We start from the raw sequence: 13477 nt of genomic DNA on the forward strand, positions 1-13477 counted from the left end.
ACCCCCACTAACACCACTACTGCACCACCCCCTGTAACCGCCGTGTAACTTCCATCCGATACACTTTCTTCATTAAGGCAGGGGGGAAGAAACGGTGCTGAGTCATTTGAATTGGATGGAGAGCCGTGCACGGTTGACTCCGGACGAAATTGCCATCATCGATGGAGAAACAGAGAAAAAAACGACCTATCATGAACTGAATGAACGTGCAGGAAAATGGGCGGCTTTTTTGGCGGGAAAAGGAGCTGCCAAAGGAGATCGCATCTGTCTGATTGAAGAAAATGATGGAGTTTATTTTGAGCTGATGTTTGCATGCGCAAAATTGGGAGCGATTTTTGTGCCGTTGAATTGGCGGCTGGGGAACGATGAATTAGAACAGATCTTAGAGGATTGCCGTCCTAAGGTTTTGCTGTATGGAAGCACATTTTCAAAAATAGCAGCGGAGAGATCATTTTGGGTGGAAACGATCAGGCTCGAAAGCGTTGACGTCCATGAGGAAGCCGAACATTTTAATCATTTACCTGTAAGAGAAGAGGATCCCTGGATCATGATCTATACCGGCGGTACGACAGGAAGGCCGAAAGGAGTGGTCCTGACTCATCAGTCCGTGAATTGGAATGCACTAAATACCATAATCAGCTGGAACCTGACGAAGGATGATACGACACTGACCTATTTGCCGCTGTTTCATACCGGTGGGATTAATGCTTTGTCCATGCCGATCTTGATGATGGGAGGGACGGTTGTAATCGGAAAGCAATTTGAACCGGTGACGGCGATCAGGCAGCTGATCAAATACCAATGCACCATTGCTTTGTTTGTGCCCACGATGTACCACATGATGATTCATACGGAAGAATTTGAAAAAGCCGAGTTCAAGAGTATGAACGTATTTTTGTCAGGAGGCGCCCCTTGTCCGTTGTCGATTTATGATGTGTTTATTCGAAAAGGACTGCCTTTCAAAGAGGGATATGGATTGACCGAAGCGGGCCCCAATAATTTTTACATAGATCCAAAGGATGCAAAAAAGAAAAAGGGATCGGTTGGAAAAGAAATGATGTTCAATTCGATCAGGATCCTAAAGGAAGACGGGACGGAAGCAGGGGGAGGGGAAGTAGGCGAACTATTGATCAGCGGAAAGCATGTTTTCGCATTTTATTGGAATGATCCAAGTTCCACTTCTCAAAGTTTGAAAGATGATGGGTGGCTTTATACGGGGGATTTGGCAAAGCGGGATGAAGAAGGATATGTTTATATTGTGGGCAGGAAAAAAGATATGATCATTACAGGCGGGGAAAATGTCTATCCTTTGGAAATCGAACATTGGATCTGTGAACACAATGATATCAATGAAGCTGCGGTGATAGGCTTGACTGATGAAAAATGGGGAGAGCGGGTAGCGGCATTTGTTTCGCTCAAAAAAGGTGCGTCCCTTAGCGAAGAAGAGTTAAAATACCACTGCCAATTGAAATTCACCAACTATAAAATCCCAAAAGAGTTTCATTTCATCGACTCATTGCCAAAGACGGACGTCGGGAAAATCGATAAAAAAACATTGAAACTGACATATGAGAAATAATCAAAATGCACCCACGCAAAAAAACATGGGTGCATTTTTTCTGATATCAACTAATTAAATGTGGTAAAATTTAACTATTATATTGAATTAGAAGGTGCATTAATATGAATGTCCAAGGTTTTAGCCATGTGACACTGAATGTCTCGAATCTCGAAAAATCTCTCCAATTTTATGAAGGTATTCTCAACATGAAAGTAAGGCATAAAGGTACTCGAGATGTTTATTTGGAATGGGGAGCTGCATGGGTATGCCTTCAGGAGCGTCCTGAAAAAGAGAAACCTGGTGATTGCCTCGGTGTAGATCATATCGCTTTTTTTATTGAAGAGGGTGACTTTCATGAAGCTGCAGCACTCCTTCAAAAAAAGAAAATCCCCATTGTAAGGGGGCCGATTATTAGAGGAAGTGGATGGACAGTCAATTTTCTTGACCCGGATGGCAACCAGCTTGAGCTATATACCGCCACACTTGATCAAAGATTGAAGACGTGGAAATAGGCTGTCATATATCAATCACGGGTGCACTATGGTATTCTCGTGAATTTTTTTCTTTGACTGCGTTCTTATCAATAAAACACCAAGCACCAAATCAAGAGCAAAAAAGGATAGGATGACGATGATGCTGCGGTGAAAGCCCAAGGGCATGATCAGGAGTGGAGCAAGGCTGGCCCCCGCTAATAATGTAAATGAATACAGGCTCAATGCTTTAGAGCGATGAATGCCGCTGCCGTTTGCAATAAACGTAATGATGGTCGGAATCATCAACGAAACACTCGAAACCACTAATACGGATGAAACCATCAATGTCAGTATCATGACAGGAGCCAGAAGGAGAAGGAGCATTCCAAATAGCCCGAGTGCGATGCCGAGAAAAAGGGTTTTTATTTCTCCCATCTGCCCGATGAGCTTGCCGGTAAAGAGGGATAAAACAGCCCCGGACAAGCCCATCATCCTGATCTGAAATAAAGATTCATGGGGGATGTATGAGAGGCGCGTCACTGCATCATAGAAGGCGGCAAACGACCCAAGGAGCGTCAGGACGATTCCGTACGAAAGAATCAGGGAACGTCTTTTCAGCAACCCTGCCATGATGCGGACAGCTGAAGAACTTTTTTCTTTTTCGATCGCAGTGGCTGGGAAAATGAAGAAGCTCATCAAGAAAAGCACTAGATAAACGATCATAAAGAACAAAAAGACAGCTTGCCAATTCATCTGCCGGCTGATGGTATCACTGATCAGCTGTCCGAGGATCCCGGCTGCCAAAAATCCAGTATTGATATAAACAAGCAGCATGGTCCGCTTCTTTTCTTTGAATAAGTCGTAAGTATAAGAAAATGCAACAGGAGCAAAGCTTGCCAAAGTAAACCCTTGAATTCCCCTGAATAAGAATAGAGTCCATTCCCCTGAAGAAAGGGAAACCAGAAATGTACTTGCAGCAGAAACCCCCAGCCCATAAACGATAATCGTCCTTTTTCCCCATTTGTCTGAAAGCGGCCCAAAGATAAGGAGACCGAGGGCATAGAAAAACGTGAATATGCTGGCAGCGATGACTACCTCTTCACGGGAAATGGAAAGGTCGGATGAAATGGGGTCATATAAAGGCAGGAGAGTATAAATATTGCAGGCGACCATGATGGCCGCCGCAACGAGAAGCGGCTCGATAAAGGATAGTTTATTAATGGATTTCATTTAGCAGTGCACCTCCTGGCATATTGTATGCAGGAAGTTCCCAATCAGGGAAACCAACGCTCTTCCACATTTAGTAAGGTTATTTTCGCAAACAATATTGTTAAAATCTTACTGCCGATTTTAACGCGATTGTAACTGTTTGGTGCGTGGCAATAAAGTATCCAGGCTCTTTTCTAGCTAATAAAGATATTTTGATTGTTTAAACTATCCTGCTCTCATTTCAAACGCAACAAACATTAAGAAAAGAGCCTTCTGAAAAGCAACTTCCTCTCTCAACCAGCTCCAGATGTACTATAATGAAAGTTCAAGAGAATCAGAAACGTAAATAGAGATTTTTATATAAAGGGAGTGGGATCATGGCTATCCGCTTTTTAATCGGGCGCTCAGGTGCCGGAAAAACATCCTCCATGTTCAATGAGATGCAGGAAAAGCTTGAATTACATCCGGATGGTGCACCGATCATTTATTTAGTGCCAGATCAGATGACATTCTTATCCGAGTACCGTTTAGTCCAATCCCCTAATCTTTCAGGGATGATAAGGGCTCAAGTGTTCAGTTTTACGAGGCTCGCATGGAGAGTATTGCAAGAAACGGGAGGCATCGGACGCTATCATCTCAGCAGCGCCGGCCTGAATATGCTGATCAGGAAAATCATCGAAGAAAGGAAAGATGACCTGAAGCTTTTTAATCGCGCGGCTGATAAAAATGGATTTGTGGCACATGTTGAAAACATGTTGACGGAATTTAAGCGCTACTGCGTGAATCCTGAAGAACTGAGCTTGAAAAATAGAGAGCTTGAAAACCAGGGGTCAAGCAAATCCTTGTCCGACAAGCTCCATGACCTCGAACTCATTTATACACAATTCGAAGATGCGCTATTTGATAAATATATAGATTCAGAGGATTATTTCAGGCTTTTAGCTGATTCGATCCGCCATTCAGAGTATCTCCAAAATGCGGACATTTATATTGATGGATTCCATAGCTTCACCCCGCAGGAGTATTTGGTCATCGAGCAGCTGATGAAGACGTGCAGGAATGTTTCCATCGCCTTGACGCTTGATAAACCATATCAAAACAATTTACCGGATGAGTTGGATCTATTCAGGATGACAGGTGAAACTTACTCCTCCTTGTATGGACTGGCCGCTTCTAATCGCTTGGAAGTGGAAGATCATATATTAAGAGAATCGGTTCGATTTGACCAAATGTCCTTATCCCATCTGGAGAGTCATTTTGACATCCGTCCGACCCCTGTATTTGATGGTGGTGAGAAAAAGTCAGTCGAACTGATGCAGGCATCCAACAGACGGGCCGAGATAGAAGGGATTGCTCGGAAAATACGCCGCCTTATCATGGAGGAAGGGAAACGCTATAAGGATATTGCCATACTTGTGAGAAACGGACAAGACTATCAGGAAGTGCTGGAAACCATCTTCTTTGACTACGAAATCCCTTACTTTATTGATCAAAAACGGCCGATGCTCAATCATCCGCTCATTGAGTTGATTCGTTCCACCCTGGAGGTATTGAACAGCCAGTGGCGCTATGAACCGGTATTCAGGGCAGTAAAAACGGATCTATTGTTTCCACTCAAAAGCAATCTTCATCAACTGAGGGAAAAAATGGATCGCCTCGAAAATTATGTTCTTTCCAATGGAATAAAAGGATCCAGATGGACAAGCAAGGACCGATGGATTTACAGGCGTTTCAGGGGGCTGGAACATTCGGATCTCCCGAAGACAGACCAGGAAAGAGAGATAGAGCATGAAATCAATGAATTAAGACTGTTCATCTCTGCACCTATCCTGCGCTTGGCAAGAAGGCTGAAGAAAGCATCCGCGGGAAAAGAGTATGCGGAGGCACTGTTTCTATATTTGGAAGAATTGGATATCCCGGCAAAGCTTGAGAATATGAGGAGTACTGCTGAAGAGAAAGGCAACTTAGTACTGGCAAGGGAGCATGATCAGGCTTGGAACGCTGTGATTGACCTTCTCGATCAATTTGTCGAGCTCCTGGGGAAAGAATCCTTAACTTTGAAAAAATTTACGACAATCCTTGATTCCGGCTTGGAATCCATGAAGTTTTCCATTGTACCGCCAGCGATGGATCAGGTAATCGTGGCGAATCTGGAACTATCGAGGCTTTCTGAAATCAAATCGGCTTTTGTCGTTGGACTGAATGATGGCGTCATCCCTGCAAAAATCTCTGAAGAAGGGGTGCTTGCAGACGATGACCGGGAGATGCTGCTGAGTACGGGACTTAACATTGCACCTTCAAGCAGGAAGAAACTTCTTGATGAAGAGTTCATTGCCTATAAAGCATTGACGACTCCTTCCGAACAGCTTGTTCTTTCCTATCCCCTTGCAAACGAAGAAGGCCGGGCACTGATGCCTTCTCCGTATATCAAGAGGATAAAGGAAATGTTTCCCGACTTATCAGAAAAACTGGTCGTCAATGATCCGGCTGAATTATTTGAAGAAGATCAAAAAGAATACATTTCCCATCCGAATGTTGCGATTGCCTATTTGACCACGCAGCTTCAATTGAAGAAGAACCACTATCCAATGGCTGGTTTCTGGTGGGATGTCTATAATTACTATATGGAGAGCCCGCTATGGAAAGAGAATGCAAGACTTATTCTTTCCAGCCTATTCTTCCAAAATCGGGCAAAGCCGCTGGATGAAGGCATCAGTAAATCCATTTATGGGGAAGAAATATTGGCAAGTGTGTCGAGGATGGAAATGTATCATGGTTGTCCATTCTCACATTTTGCACGGCATGGACTGAAATTGCAGGAACGGGATATCTTCAAGCTGGATGCACCGGATATCGGTGAAATGTTCCATGGTGCTTTAAAGTGGATTTCAGAGGAAGTGAACCGAAGGAACATTTCATGGGCAAAGCTTTCGAAAGAAGAATGCTTCCAGCTTGCGAAAGCCGCAGTCAATGAGCTGGCGCCAAAGCTTCAGCATCAGATCCTGTTAAGTTCCAACCGGCATCATTATATTAAACGGAAGCTTGAGAATGTAATCAGCAGGGCTTCCTATGTATTGAGCGAACACGCCAAGGTCAGTGGATTTGCTCCCGTTGGCCTAGAGTTGGGATTTGGTCCGAATGGAAGCCTTCCGCCATTTTCTTTCACATTGAAGAACGGGATTAAAATGGCCCTTCAAGGAAGGATCGACCGGGTGGATAAAGCAGAGAATCCAAATGGAATCTTCCTGAGAGTCATCGATTACAAATCGAGTGCCAAAACCCTTGACTATACAGAGGTCTACTATGGTCTGGCCATGCAGATGCTCACCTATTTGGACATTGTCATTGCGCACTCTAAAAACCTGGTCGGAACAGAGGCATCACCGGCAGGAGTCCTATATTTCCATGTCCACAACCCGGTCGTCAAGGCAAATTCGCTCCTGACCCTGGATCAGATAGAAGAGGAAATCTTTAAAAGCTTCAAGATGAAAGGACTGATCCTGGACGATCCCGAAGTATTAAAGATGATGGATACGGCACTCGAAAGCGGAAACTCCAAAGTGGTCTCTGCAGGTTTCAAAAAGGACGGAAGCTTGACTGCCGCTTCTCAAACCGCAGGAAAAGAAGATCTTCATTACATGAGGAAATACGTCAGGAAAATATACGAAAAAACCGGGAATCAAATCATTTCCGGATCAGTGGATATTTCGCCGTACAAGCTGAAGGACAGAACGCCATGCCAATTTTGCTCCTACCGCCCTGTCTGCCAGTTCGATCAGTCGCTTGAAGGAAATGACTACAGAGTCTTGAAGCCTCATAAACCGGATGAAATCATTCAATATATGAGAGAGGAGGTAGATGGGGAATGAAAAGAAGTGTAATACCAATAAAACCCGAAACGGTCACTTGGACGGATGATCAATGGAAAGCCATTCATGCAAAGAATCAGGATATATTGGTTGCGGCGGCGGCGGGCTCCGGAAAAACGGCAGTACTTGTTGAGCGGATCATCGGAAAGATTATATCTGAGGAAGAACCATTCGATGTTGACCGTCTTTTAGTCGTGACGTTCACGAACGCTTCTGCAGCAGAAATGCGGCATAGGATCGGTGAAGCACTTGAAAAATCCATCAGCCAGAATCCTTCTTCTGCCCACCTGCGGAAGCAGCTGAGCCTTCTTAACAGGGCATCGATTTCGACGCTGCATTCATTCTGTCTTGAGGTCATCAGGAAATATTACTATTTGATTGATATTGATCCTGGGTTCAGGATCGCTGATGGGACAGAAGGTGAATTGCTGAGGGATGAAGTGCTGGATGATTTATTTGAAGAAGAGTATGGGAAAGAAGGGAACGAACCATTTTATCTTCTTGTGGATACCTTTACGAATGACCGGAGCGATGCAGCACTTCAAGACATGGTCAGGAAGCTTTATGATTTTTCAAGATCCCATCCGTTCCCTGATGAATGGCTGGATGAGCTAGTCTCCATGTATGATGTGCAAGACAGCAGCTCCATTGAGGAACTTCCTTTTTATGAAGCGATAATATGGGACCTGCTTCTTCAATTGGAAGGGGCTAAGTCGCTGCTTCAGGAAGCCTATGAATTAACGAAGCTGCCTGGCGGTCCTGCACCTAGGGCAGAAAATTATCTGGATGACATGGCATTGGTAGAACGATTGATAACAGCAGGAAAAACCAGCTGGAATGAGCTTTATCTCGCCATGAATACGATGGAATTCACCCGCGCGAAAGCTTGCCGTGGAGATGATTTCAATAAAGATCTAGTGAAGTCTGCAGATGATTTGAGAAAGAAAGCGAAAACGATCCTTGAAAAGCAGAGGAATGAATTGTTTTCAAGAAAGCCTGAAACTTTCCTGAATGATATGCAGAAGATGAAAGGGGTCATATCCTCCCTTGTTGAGCTTGTGAAAACATTCGGTGAGAAATTCAAGGTAGTGAAAGAAGAAAAAGGTCTGGTTGATTTTTCAGATCTTGAGCACTACTGTCTGGAGATTTTGATGGACCCTGACGATCTGAATACGCCATCAGAAGCCGCAATGGCCTATCGCTCAAAGTTCAAAGAGGTGCTTGTTGATGAGTATCAGGATACCAACATGGTTCAGGAAACGATCTTGCAGCTTGTTTCAGCAGAAAGGGATAAAGGCAATTTGTTCATGGTTGGTGACGTAAAACAATCCATCTATCGATTCCGGCTGGCTGAACCCAATCTGTTTTTGAATAAATACAATGCCTTTGATTCGGAAGGAGAAGGGTCCGGGCTTAAAATTGACCTGGCCATGAACTTCCGGAGCAGGAATGAAGTATTGGCGGGGACAAATTATCTCTTTAAGCAAATCATGGGAGTGAAAGTCGGCGAAATCGAATACAACGAAAACGCCGAATTAAAACTTGGAGCAGCATATCCTGAGGATGAAACGTATCCGATCGAACTTCATTTGATTGATTTGGAGGATGAATCCGGCAGTACAGAAGATGAACTTGAAGATCAGGCGCCGCCAGAAGAAGATCTTGTTGATTTAGAGAAATCCCAGCTTGAGGCAAGATGGATGGCCGCTAAGATTAAGGAGCTTATAGACAGCAGGAAGCAAATCTATGATCCGAAGAGAAAAGCCTACCGGCCTATCCAGTATAAAGATATTGTTCTTCTTTTAAGGTCAATGCCATGGGCTCCGGTCATCATGGAAGAATTCAAAGAAGCAGGGATCCCCATCTATGCCAATTTGGCGACTGGTTATTTTGATGCGACGGAAATCACCATCATGCTTTCGCTTTTAAAAGTGATTGACAACCCGTATCAAGATATTCCTCTTGCTTCTGTATTAAGATCTCCGATAGTGGGGCTTTCAGAAAAAGAACTGGCAGCCATCCGTTCTTCCAGTTCCAGTGGTGCTTTTTACGATGCAGTTAAAGCTGCTTCAAGAAAGAGTCATTCAGGGGAAGCAGAAGGATTAAACGAAAAGCTTCAGTCTTTTCTTGCGGACCTTTCAGCCTGGAGGACGCTGGCGAGGCAGGGAGCGTTATCGGAACTGATTTGGCAATTGTACAGGGATACAAAGTTCTACGATTTTTCCGGCGGACTTCCCGGTGGAAAGCAGAGGCAGGCAAATCTTCGCGCCCTTTATGACCGTGCACGCCAATATGAGTCGACTTCCTTCAGGGGATTATTCCGCTTCCTTCGATTTATAGACCGAATGAGGGAAAGAGGGGATGATTTAGGGACTGCAAGAGCCTTGAGTGAAGGAGAGGATGTTGTTAGATTGATGACCATCCACTCCAGCAAAGGTTTGGAATTCCCGGTAGTCTTTATGGCAGGCGTATCAAGGAACTTTAATATGATGGATTTAAATGCTTCCTATCTATTGGATAAGGATTTAGGCTTTGCTTCCAAGTACATGGATCCGGAAAAACGGATCACTTATCCTTCCTTGCCGCAGATTGCCTTTAAAAGAAAGAAAAAACTAGAGACCATTGCAGAGGAAATGAGGGTTCTCTATGTGGCATTGACAAGGGCCAAAGAAAAATTGTATTTGGTGGCGAGTCCGAAAAACCTGGAAAAAAGCATCCAAAAGTGGGCTGGGGAATTATCCCACCAGGAATGGCTGTTGAAAGACTATGACCGTGCCAGTGCAAAGTCGTATCTTGACTGGATCGGTCCTTCCATGGCCAGGCACAATGATCTTAGGGAGTTCCTTGAGGGGAGTTCCACGCACCCGCTCGTAAGTGAGGAAATTGCTTCTCATGAATCAAGATGGCACATAGAGGTGCATCATAAATCAGAGCTTCAAGACATCCTTCCTGAGGCAGAGAGTGAAAATGATGGATGGATCGAGGCGGTACAGAAGGGACAGCCATTGAAGTATTCTGCTTCATCTCCGGACAATGTAGCTGAGGTCCTTTCATGGAAATATCCGTATCAGGAAGCAGCTAAACGGAGATCAAAGCAATCGGTATCAGAACTGAAGCGGATGCTGGAGACACGGGATGCTGAAAGTGATACAAGCTTTTTGCAGAAATTCCAGAAGCCTGTGATGAAAAGGCCGAAGTTCATGCAGGAGCAAAAGCTGAGTCCGGCAGAAAGGGGTACCGCCATGCATATGGTCATGCAGCATATCCCAATCGGAGAACGGATTGATGCCCGCCTTTTAACTACGCTGCTTGATGCAATGGTGGAAAAAGAATTATTATCCACAGAGCAGAAAGAGGCTATTACGATTAGCGAAATTTTGTCATTTTTTGAGACGGATTTAGGAAGGAAAATGGCAGAATCGTCAAATGTACACAGGGAAATCCCATTCAGCATCGCCGTTCCAGCCAATGAAATTTACAATGATTGGAATAGCCCCGATGAAAATGTACTTGTACAAGGGATCATTGACTGTGTCATCGAAGAGCCGGATGGATTGGTCTTGATTGATTATAAAACGGATAATATATCGGAGCGGTTCAAAGGGAATTTTGAAGAAGCAAGACCTGTATTGGAGAACCGTTACCGTGTGCAATTGGAATTTTATGAAGAAGCACTTTGGAAAATATGGAAGAAGCCTATCAAGCAAAAGTTTTTATACTTTTTTGACGGTGCTCATATTCTCGAATTATAGGGTAAGAATGAAAAGGAACAGTCCCAGGCTGTTCCTTTTTTAACTACCTTTGATTAGAATGAAGGAGGAAAAAACGTGGGGAAGAAACAATCTAAGGGGCGGTGTGAACTTTGCCTTCGGGAAAATGTCGATGTGACAGAACATCATCTTACCCCTAAAGAAATGGGAGGTGCATTTCTTCCGACAGCAATGCTCTGCATCCCATGCCACAAGCAGATTCATGGGCTTTATACCAATGAAGAACTAGCAGTGAGGCTGAATACAATTGAAAAACTTAAAGCGGATGAGCAAGTTTGGAAATTCATCAAATATATCCGGAAGCAGCCTTCAACAAAACTCCCGAAAGTGAAAAAATCAAATGACAGAAAACGAAAAAGCTGACGCCAGCATCTGAATAAGCCGCTTGGCTTCAACAGATGCACAGGTGTCAGCTTTAATTGTTTCCAACTACCGGCTGGTCTAACAGGCTTGTGTTCAATGTACCATTTATACTGAAAAAAGTATTGGTGAAAAAGAATCCGCCTGTATTGACGGAACCTGATCCGGTTGTGGTCTTGGAAGCATTTTTTGGAGAGATAACCGCGGTGTCGCCGAATTGGATATTTCCGCCGCTTACACTCAGGACAGAAACAGGACCAGTAAAAGCAGGCATAGTACCATCCTCTTTTCTTTCATTCGATTTACTTCTTGTTACTGAATGATCTTTTTTATTGTATTCCCGTGAAGAAAAATGGTTCAACTGCTATTCGGCATCAATCAGTTGACGGATATGATGGGTCCGATTTTCAAGGTAGACATCATCTGTATTCCCAATATGAAGGATGGAAGCAGAAGAAACCCCGGTAATATCAATGGATGTAACTTTAATGGTTCCATTTGCATTTAAGGTATTCACTTTGACAGGAGTCGTAATTGGCGTCAAAGGAATCGGCTCTGAAAAAATCGGATAGTCTTCAAATTTCCCTTCATCATCAAAAAATAATTCCCGCTCCCTTTGGATGGCTAAGACATTTGAAACAGCTCTGATTCTGCACGAATCCCCGATTTGTAATGTGGAGCTGAATGCAAGTGTCCTCAGTTTGATATCGTGGACAAGGGACTGGCGTCCAAAAGGAATGATGTTCATCCTTTAGGAGTCAACGGGACGAATGGTCCGATGATCAAGGATTCTGCAGGTGTATCGAATGTGGAAGCAAGCTGGATTGTATTCGCATCTCCAACTAAGAAAAGGGAAGAAGCAGAAACACCAATTAATTGTATGGAATTGACACATAATTCACGGTTCACTACATTAAGTTCCATCATCATTCTTTCCTTTCAGTTCATTTGGCAATTGGGCAATGAAGGTATAGACAGCCTGCTGGATATCCGCCTTAATCCGTGAGAAAATGATTTCATCCAGGCTCGCTTCCTCGGAAGAACGGTTATACTGGCCGCTAAGCGTATTGATGTAATAACTGATTCTTTGAGGGAGCTGGCGTTTGATATCCTCGATGATCATCGTATGATATTGGGGATCGAGTTTTACTTGCAGCTGATCTTCAGTATCAACAATCAGGGTAGGAAGCTCTTGTTCAATATATTTATTGCTGGATTCCGCGACATTTTCACGGAATCCTTCCGGCAGCTGGGACATTGAAGTGTGGGAATTGGTTGCGGAGGTTTGCTGTTCAACTGCAAAATCTTCTATTTTATCAATATCAGAAGGATTCAACCCAATATTAAGAGTGCCTTCCAATGTTTCGACTTTCAATTGGTCAAATTTATATTCCAGTCGTTCTACGTTAATGGAGGGCCGATTTTTAAGTGCTTCAATTTCATTTTGAAGATCTTTAATGGAACTTTCCAGTCCTTCCATCCTTTTATTCTGTTGTTTGATGAAGGAATATAGTTGATTGATGTAGTAATAGAGATCTTGCATGTTGACACCCCCTTTGCTTGCATTCTTAAAGAAATTAACGAGTGCCGGCAGGAGCGAAAGGCACGAATGTTTTCTCTCCGCCTTTAATGTATTCACCGGGTTCCAAGACTGCTGTTCCAGGCTTTTTCGCAGGCGGGGCAGGCTGGGTATACCCCCCTGTATTGTATAGATTGGATGTTTCAGTAACAGCACCAAGCGTTCCGATTTGGAAAACGGATGAATTGGAGACTGAGCCTATTTTAATCAAATGGATTTGAATGGTTTGTTGGATATACAATTTCATGGCTTCACCACATCTCTAAACATTGAAATAATTCCCCTGATCTAAAGCATCCTGGTCGTAAGTGTTTGTAGAAGAACGTTCGTTGTATATGGAAAGTCCGTCTCCAGTATTGAAAGAACCGGCTCCCGAATACGTTTTTGCATTAGAAAGCGGCTGTATCTGGAAAACATCCCCGATATGAAAAACGCCGCTCGACCCAAGGTTGATGACTTGAACGGCACCAACAAATGCAGGCATGACCGTTCACATCCTTTACATGATTTCATACCCCATTGTATGAAAGGAAAGGCGAAATGTGATTCATTCGCCTAATTTCGAAAAGCATTGTAAAATAAACGAGACAGCACGGTGCTCAGATAAAAAATCATTATTATACATAAAGCAGCATGACAAAGGCTTAGCAAGGAGG

The 13477-nt window shown here is 43.7% G+C and carries 12 protein-coding genes; 5 read left to right on the plus strand and 7 right to left on the minus strand.

Translation table 11 applies throughout. From position 1 onward, the window contains the following. Window positions 1-94 precede the first annotated feature (94 nt). Window positions 95-1579 carry an acyl-CoA synthetase gene (locus tag ABTV07_RS06190; RefSeq protein ID WP_433748797.1) on the plus strand — a complete coding sequence of 495 codons (1485 nt, stop codon included), beginning with the start codon at window positions 95-97 and terminating at the stop codon, window positions 1577-1579. A 104-nt stretch (window positions 1580-1683) separates the two neighbouring features. After that, on the plus strand, window positions 1684-2073 hold the full coding sequence (locus tag ABTV07_RS06195) for a VOC family protein (protein ID WP_433748799.1): 390 nt from the start codon (window positions 1684-1686) through the stop codon (window positions 2071-2073). Window positions 2074-2088: 15 nt separating this feature from the next. On the opposite strand, the gene ABTV07_RS06200 is transcribed toward ABTV07_RS06195, so the two are convergent. Then, complete coding sequence (locus tag ABTV07_RS06200) at window positions 2089-3264, minus strand: MFS transporter (RefSeq protein WP_433748801.1); 1176 nt, start codon at window positions 3262-3264, stop codon at window positions 2089-2091. 356 nt (window positions 3265-3620) lie between these two features. Between ABTV07_RS06200 and addB the strand changes: the two genes are divergently transcribed. From addB to ABTV07_RS06215, 3 genes are all read left to right on the plus strand, one after another. Then, window positions 3621-7112, plus strand: coding sequence for a helicase-exonuclease AddAB subunit AddB (gene addB / locus ABTV07_RS06205; RefSeq protein ID WP_433748804.1), 3492 nt, complete (start codon window positions 3621-3623; stop codon window positions 7110-7112). Further along, window positions 7109-10864, plus strand: coding sequence for a helicase-exonuclease AddAB subunit AddA (gene addA / locus ABTV07_RS06210; protein ID WP_433748807.1), 3756 nt, complete (start codon window positions 7109-7111; stop codon window positions 10862-10864). The genes addB and addA overlap by 4 nt, the downstream gene beginning before the upstream one ends. Before the next feature lie 75 nt (window positions 10865-10939). Continuing rightward, window positions 10940-11245, plus strand: coding sequence for an HNH endonuclease (locus tag ABTV07_RS06215; protein ID WP_433748809.1), 306 nt, complete (start codon window positions 10940-10942; stop codon window positions 11243-11245). 52 nt (window positions 11246-11297) lie between these two features. Here ABTV07_RS06215 and ABTV07_RS06220 read toward each other — a convergent pair whose 3' ends face one another. The 6 genes from ABTV07_RS06220 to ABTV07_RS06245 form a co-directional block, all read right to left on the minus strand. Beyond that, window positions 11298-11516, minus strand: coding sequence for a spore germination protein (locus ABTV07_RS06220; RefSeq protein WP_114744018.1), 219 nt, complete (start codon window positions 11514-11516; stop codon window positions 11298-11300). A gap of 90 nt (window positions 11517-11606) precedes the next feature. Then, a complete protein-coding gene (locus tag ABTV07_RS06225; protein WP_433748813.1) occupies window positions 11607-11990 on the minus strand; it encodes a spore germination protein GerPE in 384 nt (127 codons plus the stop codon). Continuing rightward, window positions 11987-12166: a spore gernimation protein GerPD gene (locus ABTV07_RS06230; protein ID WP_433748816.1), complete on the minus strand. Its 180-nt coding sequence runs from the start codon at window positions 12164-12166 to the stop codon at window positions 11987-11989. Before ABTV07_RS06230 ends, ABTV07_RS06225 begins: the two co-directional genes overlap by 4 nt. Continuing rightward, window positions 12156-12785 carry a spore germination protein GerPC gene (gene gerPC, locus ABTV07_RS06235; RefSeq protein WP_433748818.1) on the minus strand — a complete coding sequence of 210 codons (630 nt, stop codon included), beginning with the start codon at window positions 12783-12785 and terminating at the stop codon, window positions 12156-12158. The genes ABTV07_RS06230 and gerPC overlap by 11 nt, the downstream gene beginning before the upstream one ends. A gap of 34 nt (window positions 12786-12819) precedes the next feature. Beyond that, complete coding sequence (locus ABTV07_RS06240; RefSeq protein WP_433748821.1) at window positions 12820-13068, minus strand: spore germination protein GerPB; 249 nt, start codon at window positions 13066-13068, stop codon at window positions 12820-12822. A gap of 15 nt (window positions 13069-13083) precedes the next feature. Next, window positions 13084-13305 (minus strand): spore germination protein, encoded by a 222-nt coding sequence (locus ABTV07_RS06245; RefSeq protein WP_433748824.1) that lies wholly within the window; start codon window positions 13303-13305, stop codon window positions 13084-13086. Window positions 13306-13477: the final 172 nt, after the last annotated feature.

Source organism: Falsibacillus pallidus, assembly GCF_050990905.1.
GTDB lineage: Bacteria > Bacillota > Bacilli > Bacillales > DSM-25281 > Falsibacillus > Falsibacillus pallidus_A.